Source organism: Neopoerus faecalis, assembly GCF_029218125.1.
GTDB lineage: Bacteria > Bacillota > Clostridia > Oscillospirales > Oscillospiraceae > Oscillibacter > Oscillibacter faecalis_A.
The window spans coordinates 26,692-42,837 of the sequence record NZ_JARFXX010000001.1; the positions used below are offsets into that span (position 1 = coordinate 26,692).

17 protein-coding genes are annotated in these 16,146 nt (G+C 59.4%); 5 read left to right on the forward strand and 12 right to left on the reverse strand.

The genetic code is table 11. The features are described from left to right. Positions 1-6 precede the first annotated feature (6 nt). The 5 genes from PY311_RS00140 to PY311_RS00160 all read right to left on the reverse strand — a co-directional run bounded on the left by PY311_RS00140 (position 7) and on the right by PY311_RS00160 (position 4,725). Complete coding sequence (locus PY311_RS00140; RefSeq protein WP_286146637.1) at positions 7-171, reverse strand: hypothetical protein; 165 nt, start codon at positions 169-171, stop codon at positions 7-9. Positions 172-246: 75 nt separating this feature from the next. After that, a complete protein-coding gene (locus PY311_RS00145) occupies positions 247-609 on the reverse strand; it encodes a hypothetical protein (RefSeq protein ID WP_286146638.1) in 363 nt (120 codons plus the stop codon). Positions 610-1,135: 526 nt separating this feature from the next. Then, a complete protein-coding gene (locus PY311_RS00150) occupies positions 1,136-2,335 on the reverse strand; it encodes an ABC transporter permease (RefSeq protein WP_286146639.1) in 1,200 nt (399 codons plus the stop codon). Further along, complete coding sequence (locus PY311_RS00155; RefSeq protein ID WP_286146640.1) at positions 2,332-3,069, reverse strand: ABC transporter ATP-binding protein; 738 nt, start codon at positions 3,067-3,069, stop codon at positions 2,332-2,334. The genes PY311_RS00150 and PY311_RS00155 overlap by 4 nt, the downstream gene beginning before the upstream one ends. After that, complete coding sequence (locus PY311_RS00160) at positions 3,070-4,725, reverse strand: HlyD family efflux transporter periplasmic adaptor subunit (protein ID WP_286146641.1); 1,656 nt, start codon at positions 4,723-4,725, stop codon at positions 3,070-3,072. A gap of 180 nt (positions 4,726-4,905) precedes the next feature. Here PY311_RS00160 and PY311_RS00165 point away from each other — a divergent pair, with 180 nt between their 5' ends. The 3 genes from PY311_RS00165 to malQ all read left to right on the forward strand — a co-directional run bounded on the left by PY311_RS00165 (position 4,906) and on the right by malQ (position 8,406). Beyond that, positions 4,906-5,577, forward strand: a complete 672-nt coding sequence (locus PY311_RS00165) for a response regulator transcription factor (protein ID WP_286146642.1) — start codon at positions 4,906-4,908, stop codon at positions 5,575-5,577. After that, on the forward strand, positions 5,574-6,794 hold the full coding sequence (locus PY311_RS00170; protein ID WP_286146643.1) for a sensor histidine kinase: 1,221 nt from the start codon (positions 5,574-5,576) through the stop codon (positions 6,792-6,794). The genes PY311_RS00165 and PY311_RS00170 overlap by 4 nt, the downstream gene beginning before the upstream one ends. 79 nt (positions 6,795-6,873) lie before the next feature. Next, the gene (gene malQ / locus PY311_RS00175) at positions 6,874-8,406 is read left to right on the forward strand and encodes a 4-alpha-glucanotransferase (RefSeq protein ID WP_286146644.1); all 1,533 of its coding nucleotides are present in this window, start codon (positions 6,874-6,876) and stop codon (positions 8,404-8,406) included. Positions 8,407-8,464: 58 nt separating this feature from the next. On the opposite strand, the gene PY311_RS00180 is transcribed toward malQ, so the two are convergent. The 7 genes from PY311_RS00180 to PY311_RS00210 all read right to left on the reverse strand — a co-directional run bounded on the left by PY311_RS00180 (position 8,465) and on the right by PY311_RS00210 (position 13,940). Continuing rightward, positions 8,465-9,367: an RnfABCDGE type electron transport complex subunit B gene (locus tag PY311_RS00180; RefSeq protein ID WP_286146645.1), complete on the reverse strand. Its 903-nt coding sequence runs from the start codon at positions 9,365-9,367 to the stop codon at positions 8,465-8,467. 13 nt (positions 9,368-9,380) lie between these two features. Beyond that, positions 9,381-9,968, reverse strand: coding sequence for an electron transport complex subunit RsxA (gene rsxA / locus PY311_RS00185; protein WP_286146646.1), 588 nt, complete (start codon positions 9,966-9,968; stop codon positions 9,381-9,383). Continuing rightward, a complete protein-coding gene (gene rsxE, locus PY311_RS00190) occupies positions 9,968-10,600 on the reverse strand; it encodes an electron transport complex subunit RsxE (RefSeq protein ID WP_286146647.1) in 633 nt (210 codons plus the stop codon). Before rsxE ends, rsxA begins: the two co-directional genes overlap by 1 nt. A gap of 19 nt (positions 10,601-10,619) precedes the next feature. Next, positions 10,620-11,237: an RnfABCDGE type electron transport complex subunit G gene (locus tag PY311_RS00195; protein WP_286146648.1), complete on the reverse strand. Its 618-nt coding sequence runs from the start codon at positions 11,235-11,237 to the stop codon at positions 10,620-10,622. Continuing rightward, the gene (locus PY311_RS00200; protein ID WP_286146649.1) at positions 11,234-12,253 is read right to left on the reverse strand and encodes an RnfABCDGE type electron transport complex subunit D; all 1,020 of its coding nucleotides are present in this window, start codon (positions 12,251-12,253) and stop codon (positions 11,234-11,236) included. The genes PY311_RS00195 and PY311_RS00200 overlap by 4 nt, the downstream gene beginning before the upstream one ends. 3 nt (positions 12,254-12,256) lie before the next feature. Next, complete coding sequence (gene rsxC, locus PY311_RS00205) at positions 12,257-13,621, reverse strand: electron transport complex subunit RsxC (protein WP_286146650.1); 1,365 nt, start codon at positions 13,619-13,621, stop codon at positions 12,257-12,259. A 91-nt stretch (positions 13,622-13,712) separates the two neighbouring features. Next, on the reverse strand, positions 13,713-13,940 hold the full coding sequence (locus PY311_RS00210) for a hypothetical protein (RefSeq protein ID WP_286146651.1): 228 nt from the start codon (positions 13,938-13,940) through the stop codon (positions 13,713-13,715). A 35-nt stretch (positions 13,941-13,975) separates the two neighbouring features. On the opposite strand from PY311_RS00210, the gene PY311_RS00215 reads away from it, so the two are divergent. Both PY311_RS00215 and pdxR read left to right on the forward strand, forming a co-directional pair. After that, the gene (locus PY311_RS00215) at positions 13,976-14,728 is read left to right on the forward strand and encodes a DUF975 family protein (RefSeq protein WP_286146652.1); all 753 of its coding nucleotides are present in this window, start codon (positions 13,976-13,978) and stop codon (positions 14,726-14,728) included. Positions 14,729-14,733: 5 nt separating this feature from the next. Beyond that, on the forward strand, positions 14,734-16,134 hold the full coding sequence (gene pdxR / locus PY311_RS00220; protein ID WP_286146653.1) for a MocR-like pyridoxine biosynthesis transcription factor PdxR: 1,401 nt from the start codon (positions 14,734-14,736) through the stop codon (positions 16,132-16,134). The last annotated feature ends 12 nt before the right edge of the window (positions 16,135-16,146 follow it).

Sequence of the window (16,146 nt, forward strand, 5' to 3'; positions counted from 1 at the left end):
GGGCGTTCATATCTCGTGGGACATTCGGAACAGGAAGCTGGTCTTGAACTGGCTGGCCTCCTCCGCCTGATGCAACCACCGTTCATAGGCGGCCACCTTCTCCCGCTCCGCCGTGACGCGGCGGATGATAAAAAGGTCATATTCGTTGTCCCCGCAGCGGTGGGCCTTCACCCGGACCCACTGCCCATTTGGAAGCTGAAGGTCTGCGGAAATGTCCTTCCCACCGTCCCAGCTTCAGTATTGCTTTCAGAAGCGGCGGCCCTCCTCCGGGGTCTGGAGCTGCGTCAGTACGGCGGCCAAATCGTTTCGCAGGGTGTCAACGCCCACGCCCAGCACCGCTGTCAGGTCCCCCGCCGCATAAAGCGGCAGCAAATCGCTCCGGCGCAGCAACAGACACGCCTCGTCCTCCTGCTCCGCCAGTTCCCGCAGCATCAGCTGCTCCGGCCCGGAGCCGGGGACGGTCACGGGCACCCGCCGTCGGGCGCCGTTTCGCCGCTCTGACAGCGCCGTTAATAAAATTACCGCCAGCACCAGCTCGCCGCAGCCGATGAGGACCAGATAAAAATGTGCGCCTAAAAATGTCAGCAGCTCCCGCAGCATGGAAATCATCCAATGGTCCTCCCGTCATACAGCAGCCGGTTCCCGTCCGGCATAGATACAAAAGACGGCGTTTTCAAAACGCCTGTCTACAGACACTTCCCGCCCTTTGTCAAAATTTGACTAATTGATTTATTATAGGCTATTTTCAGCTTCTTTGTAATGCAGAACGCAAAATAAAACTTAAAATTCCAAAGAAAATCGGCCGAAATTGTCCATTCTCTGCCCCAAGCAGCCGAAAAGCACCGGGACCGGAAGCTGTCCGCTTCCGGTCCCGGTGCCGTTTAAGAAATGGAAAAAGAAAAGGGTAATGAAAAAGAGGGTTATCTGAAACGCCGCTGAGCGGCGGAATGGTTGGTCTGCCGATTTGGGACTCCTCCCGGGCGGGCAGTAAGCCGTTGGGGTTTATTTGAAAGAATGGCTTTTTCTCTCGAAATCATCAGCCGGGCCGGTAAGCGGCTCTCTCAACTGGTGATGTCTGTATCATAGTCCCCATTTCTGAAATGGCCATGAAAAATTTGTAAACGGTTCGTAAACGTCAATCATACCGCAGAGCGTCGATGGGGTTGAGGTTTGCCGCCTTCCGGGCGGGGAGATAGCCGAATACAATACCGATTCCGGCGGAGACGCCGAAGGCGATAGCCACCGCCGCCAGACTGGGGCTGACGGTAATGGGGGTATCCGGCATCAGCGTTGCAATGACCGTGGTGGCAACGGACGAGAGGGCATAGCCTAAGCCGATACCCAGCAATCCGCCCAGCGCAGAGGTGGTGGCGGCCTCAATGACGAACTGCCGCAGAATGGCTCCCTCCTTGGCGCCCAGGGCCTTGCGGATGCCGATTTCCCGGGTCCGCTCCGTGACGGACACCAGCATGATGTTCATAATGCCGATACCGCCCACCACAAGGGAGATGGCGGCAATGCCCGCCAGAATGTAGATGATCATGTTTACCATGGAGTTCATTTCCTCTACCATCTCCGCCATGGAGATGACGGTATAGGCGTCATCATCGGAGAAAATATCGTAGAGCTTATTCTCCAAAAACGTCTTGGCCTCGGAGATATTGTCCGTGTCCTGCACGGTGATGGTGTAGCTGCCAATCGTGCCGGTAAAGCTCAGCCGGGCTGCTGTGGAATAGGGCAGGAACACGCAGTCATCCGTGCCGCCCTCCTCCAGCTCGCTGCCCTTCTGGGCCATCACGCCCACCACAGTAAAGGTGGTGCCGTTGATCTTCAGGGTCTGGCCCACGGCGTTTCCGCCGAAATAGGCCATGTTCAGGTATTGGCCCACGATGCAGACCTTCTTCCGGGCGTTCATGTCCACGTAATCCAGTCCCCGGCCTTGGGCCACCTCGTAGCCCTTCATATCAAAATAATCCTCGCTGACACCGGTGATAGAGGAGGTGGAAATCGTGTCGCTGCCGATTTTCAGCGCGCCCATCATGGTAACGGTAGGGGAGATTTCCTTGAATAAGTCGGGATTATCCTCCACCAGCGCGTACATCTGCTCCTCGGACACGCTGCGGGAGGAACCCCGGCCTAAGATCTGCACCGTCAGGGAGTCGGTGCCCATGTCGGCAAAGCTGTCCTCAATGTAGCCCTGCATACCGTTGCCGAGGCCCACGATGACAATGACCGCGCGCACGCCGATGATGATACCCAGCATGGTGAGGAACGTTCGCATCTTGCTGCTGAGGATGTTTTTAATCGCCATCTGAAAGGTTTCCAGCAGGCTCATGCTTCCGCCCCCTCTCCCACAAGCTCCAGGGTCACCACGGCCTTAGGGTCATGGGCGTCCCCGTCATAGATCACGTGTCCGTCCTCCAGACGGATGATGCGCTGTGCCTGCACGGCGATGGAGTTATCATGGGTAATGAGCACCACCGTGTTTCCGGCATCGTGGAGCCTTTTCAGCATTTCCAGCACCTCCCGGCCGGTGTGGGAATCCAATGCGCCGGTAGGCTCATCCGCCAGAATCACCGCCGGGTCCCCCGCCAGCGCCCGGGCGATGGACACCCGCTGCTGCTGGCCGCCGGAAAGCTGCATGGGCTTGTGCTTCAGCTTATCCCCAAGGCCCACCAGCTCCAGCGCCAGCCGCGCCCGCTCGTGGCGCTCTGCCTTGGGAACGCCGGCATACATCAGCGGCACCTCTACGTTTTCCTGCAAATTCAGCTTGGGCAGGAGGTTATACTGCTGAAAAATGAAGCCCAGCATCTTATTCCGGATCTCCGCAAGCTGGTTGCGGTCCATCCGGCCTACGTCCTGCCCGTCCAGCAGATACGCACCACTGGTGGGAACATCCAGACAGCCGATGATGTTCATGCAGGTGGATTTTCCGCTGCCGGACTGGCCCACGATGGCCACAAACTCTCCTTTCTGAATTTGGAAGGAAATGTGGTCCGCCGCCTTGACGGTGGTGTCGCCCATCTGGTAATACTTGCAGACGGACTGAAATTCAATGAGAGCGCTCATTTAGAAGCCTCCTCCCGGGCCACCGCCGCCGGGGCCACCGGAGGGCATTCCTCCGCCGCCTCCGGGCATACCGCCTCCCATATCGCCGCCGGGCATACCGCTCATCATCATATCAGAGCCGGAGGATGCTGTCCGCAGATAGGCCACGGCGTCCCCCTCCTGTAGACCGGAGGTGATCTCAATATAGCTGTCATCGCTGACGCCGGTGGTCACCTGCACATAGGCGTATCCCTCCGGAGCCTCCTGCTCCAGAGCATTGGCAGCGCTGGGGGAATCGGAGGTCACAAGGACGGTATCGCCCCGGTTCACCGCAAGGCTGGGAATGGCCAGCACACCGTCGGCAGAGGACAGCACGATCTCCGCGTCCACGTTCATGCCGGGCCGCAGGCCGTCGGTATCGTCAATGCGGACAGTGACAGGATAAGTTGTCGTACCACCGGAGGTTGTACCCACCACGGACACCTTGGTGACAACGCCGGTATAGGTCTGGCCCGCCTTGGCGTCGGAGGTGATGTTCACCGTCTGGCCCACCTCTACATTGTCAATGTCCAGCTCGTCGATATTCAGCGTCATCTCAAGATACGTCAGATCATAGATGATGCAGAGAGTATTGTTGGAATTGCTGCCAGTACCCACGTTGTCCCCGGCCTTCACCGTCTTTTCCACCACGGTGCCGGTAATGGGGGAGGTCACCATATAATCGTCCAGCCGGTCCTGGGCGTTTTCCAGACTGGCCTTGGCGTTTTGAAGCTGATTGTCCACGCTGTCGCCGGTGATGGTGCAGATGCGCTGGCCGCTGGAAACGCTGTCGCCGGGCATCAGCGTCAGGCCGCTGACCTTGCCAGAGGCCGTGGCGGTAATGGTGGAGCCGGTACCCACCTTCACGGTGGTCTGACCGTAGCTGGTGTAGTTGCCTACCACGGCGCTGGCGGTGCAGTCCCCGGAGACCAGACCGGGATTCGCAGCCTTTACCCGCACGGTGGTCATTTTCATGCCGGTGCCATTGGCAACAGAACTGCTACCGATCTGGGCCACCGTACCGTCAATATACCCTGCGTAGCCGTTGAGGTAAATTTTTGCAGGCTGCCCCACATAGAAGTCCCCGTCCTTGGCGTAGGAGAATTGGAAATCGATGGTCAGGTCATTGCTGGCGCTGATCCGACACAGCTCCGTACCGGCGGAAACAGCATCGCCGTTGCTGACATACACCTCGCTGACGGTGCCGCTGATGTCCGCCGTGGGGTACTTGGCCTTCAATGCCTGGGTATAATTGGTCTGGGCCTGTGTTTCCGTGGTGGAGACATCGGAGGAATCGATGGTGTAGAGAAGCTGGTCCTTCTCCACGATATCGCCCTCCTCAAATGTGTCGCTAAGGACCTCGCCGGATACCAGCGTGGTAACAGTATAGGAATCGGCGGGCTGCAGCGTACCGCTGCCAGTGAGGGCATTGGTGATGCTCCGCTTTTCCACGCTGGCGGTGGTGTAGATAGTCTCCGCCTTGGCGGCCTTGGCGCGGGTGCGGCTCAAAAACGCGGTGCCTCCGCCGATGACCGCTACCGCCAGCACGCACAATACGAGCCACCTTCTGCCTTTCTTTCCCGAAAGCAGCTTCTTCAGCTTGCCCTCTGTCTTCTGTGAAGACATATTCTCTGCCATATTTTTTCATCCTTTCCAGCAGTTTTCAGTTTGCGTATTTCAAGGTAACACCCAATGCTGAACCGACGCTGAAAAAAATACGGCTTTTTTGAAAACTTTCACGGCAGCTTTCAGCTTTATTTCAGGGAAGTGCCGTATGGTAGACTCATCAAATAATCTCACGAAATAAGGTACATAGGTATGAAAGTGCTGGTGATCGAGGATGAAAAAATGGTGGCGGAGTCCATCCGTGCCATTCTGGAAAGCAAGGGCTTCGAGGTGGAGACGGTCTACGATGGCGAGGCCGGAACAGAATACGCGGAGCTTGGCATTTACGATCTTTTGATTTTGGATGTGATGATGCCAAAGCTCAACGGCTTTCAGGTGGCCCGGCAGGTGCGGGCCGACCGGTGCAGCACGCCCATTCTGATGCTCACCGCCCGCTCGGACATCGAGGACCGCATTCAGGGCCTCAACGCCGGCGCGGACTACTATTTGACAAAGCCCTTTGATTCCCGGGAACTGCTGGCCTGCGTCAACGCCCTGCTGCGGCGGCAGGGCGATCAGGTGGACGAGCTGCGGATGGGAAACACCGCGCTGGACCTTGCCTCCTGTACGCTGGTATGCGGAGAAAACAGCGTCCGCCTATCCGCCCGGGAATTTGACGTCATGCGCTTTTTGCTGCAGGGCAAGGGCCGGGTGCTGTCCAAGGAGATGATTTTGGCCCGGGTCTGGGGCTACGATTCCAACGCCGTTGAAAATCATGTGGAGGTCTACATGGGCTTTTTGCGGAAAAAGCTCCAGAGCATCGGCTCCAATCTGAAAATTGAGGCTATCCGCCGCTTGGGCTACCATCTGGAGGTGGCGGAATGATTCGGCGTCTGCGGCTGAAATTCATCTGCGTGAATATGCTCATCGTCACGGTGATGATGGGCGTCATCTTCGGTCTTGTGTACCACTTTACGCAGACGGGACTGGAAACTCAGAGCGTTTCCATGCTGCAAAGCATTGCGGCGGAGCCGTTTCGCCCTAACCGTCCGGGAAAGCCGCCGGAGGGCGTCCAGCTCCCGTTTTTCATGCTGGAGCTGGACGAGGATGGCAGCCTCACCGCCGCGGGCAGCGGCTATTATGACCTGACGGACGAGGAATTTCTCAATACGCTGGTCTCCGCCGCCGATGAATCCGATGTGCCCATCGGTATGCTGCCGGAATACGGCCTGCGGTACTGCCGCAGCGTCACCCCCTTTGGGGAGCGCATCGTCTTTGCCGATATGTCCAGTGAGCAGGCGATGCTGTCCCATCTGCTGCAAACCTGCGCGGTCATCGCGGTGCTGTGCTTTGCCGCATTCCTGCTTATCAGTTGGCTGCTGGCCCGGTGGGCCGTGCGGCCTGTTGAAAAGGCGTGGCAGCAACAGCGGCAGTTCGTGGCGGACGCCTCCCATGAGCTGAAAACGCCCCTGACGGTCATTATGACCAACGCGGAGCTTTTGAACAGCCCGGACTTTGACGAGGCCCGCCGCAGCCAGTTCGCCGCCCACATCCTCACCATGTCCCGGCAGATGCGCCGGCTCATCGAGGAAATGCTGGAGCTGGCCCGGACGGACAACGGCCGTTCTCTTTCCGGCTTTGCGCCGGTGGACCTCAGCCGCCTTGTCAGCGACGCTCTGCTGCCCTTTGAGCCAGTATTTTTTGAAAAGGGCCTGACCCTGACCTCCGACATCGTGCCGGAGGTCACTGTCCTTGGCAGCGGACAGCATCTGCGTCAGGTAGTGGATATTCTGCTGGACAACGCGCAGAAATATTCCGATGTCCCCGGTGAGGTTACGGCAGTCCTCACCCGACAGGGCAGCCGGTGCCGCCTGTCGGTGTCCAATCCCGGCCCTGCCCTCCCCAAAGAGGAGCTGCGGAGTATTTTCGAACGCTTTTACCGGGTGGATTCGGCCCATACTCAGCGAGGCAGCTACGGCCTCGGCCTCTCCATCGCCCGGAACATTGTCACCCATCACCATGGCCGCATCTGGGCCGAGAGCAAGGAGGGCCGCGTCACCTTTACCGTGGAGCTGCCGGTCAGAGCGTCTGCCCGGTCATAGGGGCTTTGACTTTTCCGCCGGAAGCGGCTAAAATGAAGAAAATCTTTGATACGGCGTATCCGCCGGGAAAGGTGCCGCCATGGAACGTGCCTCCGGAATCCTGCTTCCCCTGTTTTCCCTGCCCTCCCCCTACGGCATCGGCACAATGGGCCGCGCCGCCTACGAATTTGCGGATTTCCTTCACGCTGCCGGGCAGCGGTACTGGCAGCTTTTGCCCCTCGGCCCCACCGGCTATGGGGACTCCCCCTATCAGAGCTTTTCCACCTACGCCGGAAACCCCTATTTCATCGACCTGGAGTTGCTGGCGGAGGACGGCCTTTTGACGCAGGCGGAGCTGTCCGCCCGCGAGTGGGGGAACGATCCCCGGCGGGTGGATTACGGCGCGGTCTATGAAAACCGCCTGCCCCTGCTGCGTCTGGCAAAGGCCCGGGGCTGGCAGCGGGACCGGGACGCCGTGGCCGCCTTTGCGGCGCAGAACGCCGCGTGGCTGCCGGGCTATGCCCTGTTCATGGCGCTGAAGGAGCGGTTTGGAATGAAACCGTGGCAGCAGTGGCCGGAGGACATCCGTCTGCGCCGCCCAGAGGCGCTGAAGCGCTGCCGGGCTGAGGCACAGGAGGAAATCGAATTTTACACTTATGTACAATTTCTGTTCTTCCGCCAGTGGAACGCTCTGAAAGCCTATGTCAACAGCCTTGGCATCCGCATCATCGGGGACGTTCCCATTTATGTTGCCATGGACTCCGCCGACGTCTGGGCGGAGCGGGCTATGTTCCAACTGGATTCCCACGGCTTTCCCACAGAGGTCGCCGGTGTCCCGCCGGACTACTTCAGCGCTGACGGACAGCTCTGGGGAAATCCTCTGTACGATTACGAGGCCATGAAGCACGATGGCTTCGGCTGGTGGATTCGCCGCATTGACGGTGCGGCACGGCTATATGATGTAGTCCGCATTGATCACTTCCGGGGTTTTGCCGCCTACTGGGCCGTTCCCTACGGAGAGACCACCGCCAAAAACGGACATTGGATGCCGGGGCCGGGCATGGATTTGGTTGGTGTCCTCACCGGCTGGTTCCCCAACCTTTCCTTCATTGCTGAGGACTTAGGTACCCCCGCCCCGGAGGTCACGGCTTTACTGAGCGTCTCCGGTCTTCCGGGAATGCGGGTGCTGGAATTTGCCTTTGACAACCCACAGGGGCAAAGCCCCTATCTGCCCCATCGCTGCATTGAAAACTGTGTCTACTATACCGGCACCCACGATAACGCTCCGCTTTCGCCGTGGCGAAGCGAGGTGGAGCCGGAGGCTCTTACCTTTGCGGCGCAATATTTGGGCCTGAACCCGCAGGAGGGCTTCTGCGCCGGAATGCTCCGGGGCGGCATGATGACCTCCGCCAAGCTGTTTGTCTCCCAGCTTCAGGACTGGCTGGAAGCGGAGGATGTTGGCCGCATCAACACCCCCGGCACCGCGCAGGGCAACTGGCAGTTTCGCCTGTCCCCCGGTGTGCTCAGCGACGAATTAGCGGCGCACATTCGGGCCGTTACGGCCCGCTATGGCCGCCTGCCGGACTGCGCCGCACTGAAAGCGGCCTCTTCACAGCCAATGCTGCACCTGTAAAGTAAAAAAATCCCCGACACCTAAGTGTCGGGGATTTTTCATGTGTTGCTTCAGGCACTTATGCCTGCGGGGCAGAAGCGGCAGCAGCCTCCTCCGCAGCCTTCTTGGCAGCGGCAGCCTTCTCAGCCTGAGTCTTCTTAATGGCCTTGTACTTCTCCTTCTCCTCAGCAGTTGCCTTGGGGAGGATGGCGTCACGGGGGCAGACCTTGGTGCAGAGCTTGCAGCCCACGCACTTGTCATAGTCGATGACAGCCACGCCGTTGACCACATGGATAGCGTCCTTCTTGCACTCCTTCTCGCACAGGCCGCAGCCGATGCAGGAGTTGCCGCAGACACTCATAGCAGCCTTGCCCTTATCCAGGTTGGCACAGGCCACATGGACCTTCTTGCTGGCGGGCACGGAGGTAATCAGGCCGCGGGGGCAGGCCTTCATGCAGGCGCCGCAGTTGGTGCATTTCTCAGGGTCCACAACGGCGGTGCCGTTGGGGCCGATGGACATGGCGCCGAACTGGCAGGCGCTGACGCAGGAGCCGAAGCCCAGGCAGCCGAAGCGGCAGTCCAGAGGACCGGCAGCAACCTTGGTGGCAGAGAGGCAGTCATGCACGCCCACATACTCAAAGCGCTTCTTAGCAGCCTCGCCGCCGTTGCAGCGGACGAAGGCCACCTGACGCTCGCCGGAGGGAGCGGCCATGCCCATGATCTCCGCGATAGCGGCAGCATTGTCAGGGCCGGCGGGGGCGCAGGCGTTCACAGGTGCGTTGCCGGCTAAAATGGCGGCAGCGCAGCCGGCGCAGCCGGGATAGCCGCAGCCGCCGCAGTTCGCACCGGCCAGATGGCTGAGGATTGCTTCCTCGCGGGGGTCCTTTTTGACCTCAAAAATCTTGGAGGCCACGGACAGGATCAGTCCGAACAGAGCGCCCAGCGCGCCCAGAACCACAATGGCGTAAATAATATTTCCCATCTTTCCTTCCTCCTTACCAGACCTTCAGGCCGGAGAAGCCCATGAAAGCCAGCGCCATCAGGCCGGCGGTGATCAGCGCGATGGGGAAACCGTCCCAGCACTTGGGGTAATCAGCGAACACCAGACGCTCACGGATGCTGGCAAACAGCACGATGGCCAGCAGGAAGCCCAGGCCGCCGGTAATGCCGTAAACCACGGACTCGATGAAGTTGTAGTTGTTCTGCACGTTCAGCAGCACCACGCCCAGCACGGCGCAGTTGGTGGTGATCAGGGGCAGGTACACGCCCAGAGCGGTGTACAGAGAGGGCATGGACTTCTGCAGGAACATCTCAATGAACTGCACCAGAGAAGCGATGACCAGAATGAATGCCACCGTCTGCATATACGCAAGGTCCAGCGGGATCAGGATGAACCGGTTCACCACGAAGCACACGGCGGAGGCCAGACCCATAACAAAGGTAACGGCCACGCCCATGCCAACGGCGGTATCCACCTTCTTGGAAACGCCCAAGAACGGGCAGCAGCCCAGGAACTGGGAGAAGATGAAGTTGTTTGCAAGGATCGCGCCCAGCGTGATTGAAAGCAGCTTAAAGATTTCCATTATTTGCTCTCCTCCTTATCCTTCTTGGGACGAGCCAGAGCCCACTGCATGGCAGCGATCAGAGCAGCCAGCACCAGGAAGCCGCCCACAGGCAACGTCAGCATACCCACGCCGAAATCGGAGGGGAAGATCTGAACGCCGTTGGCGCCCAGCACGCCGCCGCCGAAGGCGCCCTTGCCGAGGAACTCACGGATGATGCACATGGCCAGCAGCACCCAGGTGTAGCCGATGCCCTGGAAAATACCGTCAAACATAGAGGCCACAACGCCGTTCTTATAGGAGAACGCCTCGGCACGGCCCAGAATGATGCAGTTCACCACGATCAGGGGGATGAACACACCCAGAGAATTGGCAAGGTCGGGCAGGAACGCCTGAATGGACAGGTCCACGCAGGTCACGAAGCCCGCGATCACCACGATAAACATGGCGATACGGATTTTATCGGGGATGATCTTCCGCATAGCGGCAATGATCATGTTGGACAGCGTCAGGATGATGGTAACGGCCACACCCATGCCGATGCCGTTGAAGAAGGAGGTGGTGATGGCCATGGTAGAGCACATACCCAGCACCTGAACCAGAACGGGGTTCTGCGTCAGCAGACCGTCCTTGAATTGCTTACCGATATTCATGTTTCAATGTCCTCCTCTCTTAGCCGATAACGCCGGCCACAGCCAGCGCGGCATTGACGCCGGTGGTCACACCCTTGGTGGACACGGTGGCGCCGGTAATGGCATCCACGTTGGAGCCGACGGACAGCGTACCGTCAGCGGCAGACTTGCCGATGAACTGGTCCAGAACGCCGGTGCCGTTGGTCAGAGGCTCGTTGCCCATGACCTTGGAGCCGATACCGGAGGTCTCGGAGTTGGTGACGATGGAAACGCCGGTCACGGCGCCGTCCATGTCAATGCCCACCATCATGGAGATGGTACCCTGAGAGCCGGAGGACTCCACATTGATGGCATAGCCAATGGGCTGTCCGCCGGACTGCGCCTGATAAACGGCAGCCAGCGTGCCGCCCTGTGCGGTAGCCGCGGCGGTCATATCATCGGTAAGGTCCATAGCGTCGGAGAAATCGTCAGCGCTGATGACCTCCTTCATAGCGGTCACAGTCTTTTCCCAAGTGATAGCTGCGATCTTGTCCTTGGTAATGCTGTTGACCCAGCCCAGAACACCGGCCACAACCATGCAGGTCAAAAACAGCGTCACAGTCAGCTTAATGATGTACTTGGGATCCATATCGACCTTGTTTTTCACTTCGTTGCTCATTTCGCGGCTGCCTCCTTCTTGTCGGATTTCACCACGCCGAACCGAACGGGCTTGGTGTACTTGTCGATGAGCGCGGTGCAGCAGTTCATCACCATGATGGAGTAGCACACGCCCTCATTATAGGAGCCAAAGTACCGGATGAACACGGTGAACAGGCCGCAGCCGATGCCGTAGATGAGCTGGCCCTTGGCAGTAACGGGAGAGGTGGCATAGTCGGTCGCCATGAAGAAGGCGCCGAGGAACAGGCCGCCGCCGAAGATGCTGTAGAGCATATACTCAACGCCGGAGCCGGCCTTGGGGAACAACAGGGTCAGCACGGCCACGGTGGCGATGTAGGCTACGGGAGTCTGCCAATTAATGACCTTGCGCCACAGCAGATACACGCCGCCGATGAGCAGCATCAGCGCGGAGATCTCGCCCATGGAGCCGCCGATCTTGCCGAGGAACATATCGCCCACGGAGGCGATCTCCTTCAGACCGTCCATGTTGCCGGTCTTCAGATAGGCCAGCGGGGTGGCGGCGGACACAACATCCACCGGCATACCGCCGCCGATAGCGGCCTTGGTGCCGGCAGGCAGCCAGGAGGTCATGGTGCCGGCATAGCTGGCCAGCAGAGCAGCACGGCCTGCCAGAGCGGGGTTCAGGAAGTTCTTGCCGATGCCGCCGAAAAGCTGCTTGACCACAACGATGGCAAAAAAGTCACCGATGAGAATCATCCACAGCGGGGTGGTGGCGGGGCAGACAAAGGCCAGCAGCATACCGGTGACCACAGCGGAGAGGTCACCGACAGACTGGGGCTTGTGCATGAGCTTGCGGTACAGGCCCTCAAAGACAACGCAGCCAATGACGGACACGGCGGTGAGGAGCAGAGCCTCCACACCGAAGTAAATGATGGCCCAAATCAGAGCCGGACACATGGCGATGATGACGTCCAGCATGATAGTGCGGGTGGTTTCACTGCCGCGGATATGGGGATTGGAAGTGGCAATGAGCTTCAAATTCTTATAATCCGTCATCTCTTATGCCTCCTTCTTTTCTGCCGCGGCCTTCTTGGCCTCAGCGGCGGCCTTATCGGCTGCCATCTTGTTCTTGACGAGCTGCTTGCCGGTCTTGAACATGTGGGTCAGGTGCATCCGGGCGGGGCAGGCATACGCGCAGGCGCCGCACTCCATGCAGTCCATGATGTGCGCCGCGTTCAGCTCATCCACCATGCCCTTTTCGGCATACTGATACATAAAGAGAGGCTCCAGATGCACGGGGCAGGCGGCAACGCACTTGCCGCAGCGGATGCACTGGGGATGCTCAACAGTCTGCTCTTCCTTCTCGCAGAACGCCAGAATAGCGCCGGTGCCCTTGGCCACGGGGATATCCGCGGTATACTGGGCCATGCCCATCATGGGGCCGCCGGCGATAAGCTTGTAAGTACCGTCCTTCACGCCGCCGCAGGCATCCAGCAGCAATGACACGGGGGTGCCGATGGGGCACTCGATGTTCTTGGGGTCCACAATGCCGGAGCCGGACACGGTGACGACCTTGTTCACCACGGGCATACCGGTGGTAATGGCCTTGTAGATGCAGATGGTGGTGTTGATGTTGAACACCGCGCAGCCCACATCGGCAGGCAGGCCGCCGGGAGGCACCTGACGGCCGGTGATGGCCTGAATGAGCTGCTTCTCACCGCCCTGGGGGTAACGGCAGCGCAGGGGCTCCACCACAACGGGGGCCTTCTTCTCGGCAATGACCTTGTTCAGCGCGTCAATGCCGTTTTGCTTGTTGTCCTCAACGCCGATGACAACCTTGTCCACGCCGAACATCTTGGCAAGATAGGTAGCGCCACCGATGATGTCCGCCGTGCGCTCCAGCATGGCCCGGTGGTCACCGGTGATGTAGGGCTCGCACTCAGCGCCATTGATGAGCACGTCCTTGACCTTGCCGATGCCGCCGGAGATCTTCACGTGGGTGGGGAACGTTGCGCCGCCCATACCGACGATACCGGCGTTCTTGACGATCTCAATCATTTCCTCCACCGTCAGGGCATCGGGGTCGGCAGGTGCCTTGACCTCTTCGCTGATTGTGTTCTGGAAATCATTTTCGATCACCACGGACATCATGTTGCCGCCCATGGAATAGGGACGGGGCTCGATGGCCTTGACTGTACCGGAAACGCTGGCATGGATAGGGGCGCCCAGCCCCTTGAATTCGCCGATCTTCTGGCCCACCTTGACCTGATCGCCCACCTTGACGGTAGGCGTGCAGGGAGCGCCAAAGTGCATCGACATGGGGATGACCACGGTGGCCGGCGGTGCCAGCTGCTCGATGGCCTTTTCATTGGTCGCGGCTTTCATATCATGGGGATGAACGCCGCCAAAGAATGCTTGTGCCATTGTCTTCACCTCATTTTTACTCCATTGATAGCTGCCGAAGAACGCCCTGCCGCACCATTGGCAATGGCATGGCAGGCCATGCTTCGGCATACTACCACATACTGAAGCAGATTTTACACCATGATTTCAAAAATGTCCAGTCTGTGAACGTATTTTTTGTAGAAAATTTGTCTCTTTCCTGCCAAGTCCCTGTGATTTCGGCTATTTTCTGGAAAAACACTGTGGATTTTTTGACAATCTCGCCGCCGTGTTTTCCGTGGGCGGCTCCCTTGTCTTTTGCTGAGAGATATGCTACACTGCTCTCATCCTGAAATTTCAAAAACGCGCTTCCCTCGGAGGCGCACGGAGGTCTTTATGAACACTGTTTTGAACCGTCCCGCTCTGAAGGCGCAGGCCCGGGAGCTGCTGCGGACCGCGCAGGTCTCCCCCAAGGCGTTTATGGTGCTGTACTACAGTGTACTGGTGCTTTTAGATGTCCTTATCTCCTTTCTCCCCAGTGAGGGGCTGGCCGGTATGTTCATCACCACGCTCTCTGAGCTGTTCTCTTGGGTCCTCGGTGCCGGCCTTGTGCTCTATTTCATGGGAATCCGCCGCCGGGAGCGCATGGAGTTCGCCACATTATTTGATGGGTTTTCCTTTGCCGGAAAGCTCATTGCCCTGAACCTTGTGGTCAACGCCTTCACCGCCCTGTGGAGTTTGCTGCTTGTGTTCCCCGGCTTCATTGCCTTTTACCGCTACCGCTTCGCGGCTTATAATCTCTATGAAAACCCGGACATCGGCATCTTCGAGGCCCTGGACCGCAGCAAGCGGCAGACCCGGGGCATGAAAATGCAGCTATTCAACCTGGATTTGAGCTATTTTGGCTGGATCGTGCTGGCCGCGCTGCCGAACCTGATTGTAAATATCTCTCAGTACATCTCCGTAGGCGGCGACGTTACCGCCTATCTATCGCTCTCCACGCCCCTCCCCCTGTCTCTGCTGTGCACCGCATGGTCCTTCGCGGTGGCGCTTTTCTATCTGCCGAACTGGCAGTGCGTGCTGCTGGACTATTATGACGCCGCCAAGGCGGCTACACTGGAGCCCCCCGCCGCGCCTGATTTCCTGTAACCACCATGCTGACCTACCCTATGGAGGAGCGCGGCTCCCTACCTTTATATGAATATCTCTGCCGCTCTATCCGTTCAGATATTCTCAGCGGCGCGCTGCCTGCCGGGACCCGGCTGCCCTCCAAGCGGGCGCTGGCGGAACATCTGCGGGTCTCCGTCATCACCGTGGAGGGGGCGTACAGCCAGTTGGAGGCAGAGGGCTATCTGCAGGCGCGGCCCAAGCGGGGCTTTTTCGTCTCCGCCGTGGAGCGACCCCTGCCCGCCGCCGAGGAGCCGCCCGCCGCTGTTCCCCCGGAGCCGCAGTCGCCGCAGGCGCGGCTGGATTTGAGCCGCAACCGGGTGGATACCGCACGCTTCCCCGTTTCCACATGGGCAAAGCTCACCCGGCAGGTGCTCTCCGAGGCGCCGGAGGCTCTGCTGTCCCCTGTTCCCCATCAGGGACTTCCCGCTCTGCGGCAAGCCATTGCCGATGAACTGCGGGACCTCAAGGGTATGGCAGTCTCTCCGTCCCAGATCATTATCGGCGCCGGCGCCGAGTATCTCTACCTGCTGCTGGCCCAGCTTTTGGGCCGGGATACGGCCTTTGCCGTGGAAGACCCCGGCTACCCCAAAATCCGTCAGGTCTATCGGGCCTGCGGCGCTGCCTGTGTCCCCATTCCGCTGGACGGACAGGGCATCGACCCGGCGGCGCTGGCCGCCTCCGGCGCCGGGGCCCTGCACATTTCCCCCAATCACCAGTACCCCACCGGACTCGTTACCCCCATTGCCCGCCGGCAAGCGCTGCTGCGCTGGGCGGAGGACACCGGCGGCACCATCATTGAAGATGACTATGACAGTGAGTTTCGCTTTACGGGCCGCCCCATCCCCACGCTGCAAAGCATTGACGCTCGGGGACGGGTGGTGTACTTAAACACGTTCTCTCAAACCATTTCTCCCTCCATGCGCCTCGGCTTTCTGGTGCTGCCGCCCCGGCTTTTGGAGCGCTATCGCCGGAATTTAGGCTTTTACGCCTGTACCGTTCCGGCGCTGGAGCAGCACGTTTTGGCCCGCTTCATTTCCGGGGGACACTATGAGCGCCATCTTGCCCGAATGAGGAAGGAGTATCGGGAGCGCCGGGGCGCGGTCCTTGAGGCGTTCCGCCTCAGCCCGCTTTCCCAGCGGGTAACGTTTTCCGAGGAGGGGGCCGGGCTCCACTTCCTCTTAACGCTGGACACCGCCCGCTCCGATGACGAGCTGCGGCGGCTTACCTCCGCCGCCGGACTTCGCCTCAGCTTCCTCTCTGAGTATGCCGACCGGCCCGATTCCGTTCCCGCCCACACGCTGGTGGTCAATTACGCCGGTCTTTCTCAGTCCCATCTGCCGGAGGCCGTTCACCTTCTTGAAACGATCCTTTTTCCGTTGCTGTAAACAATTTTTTAT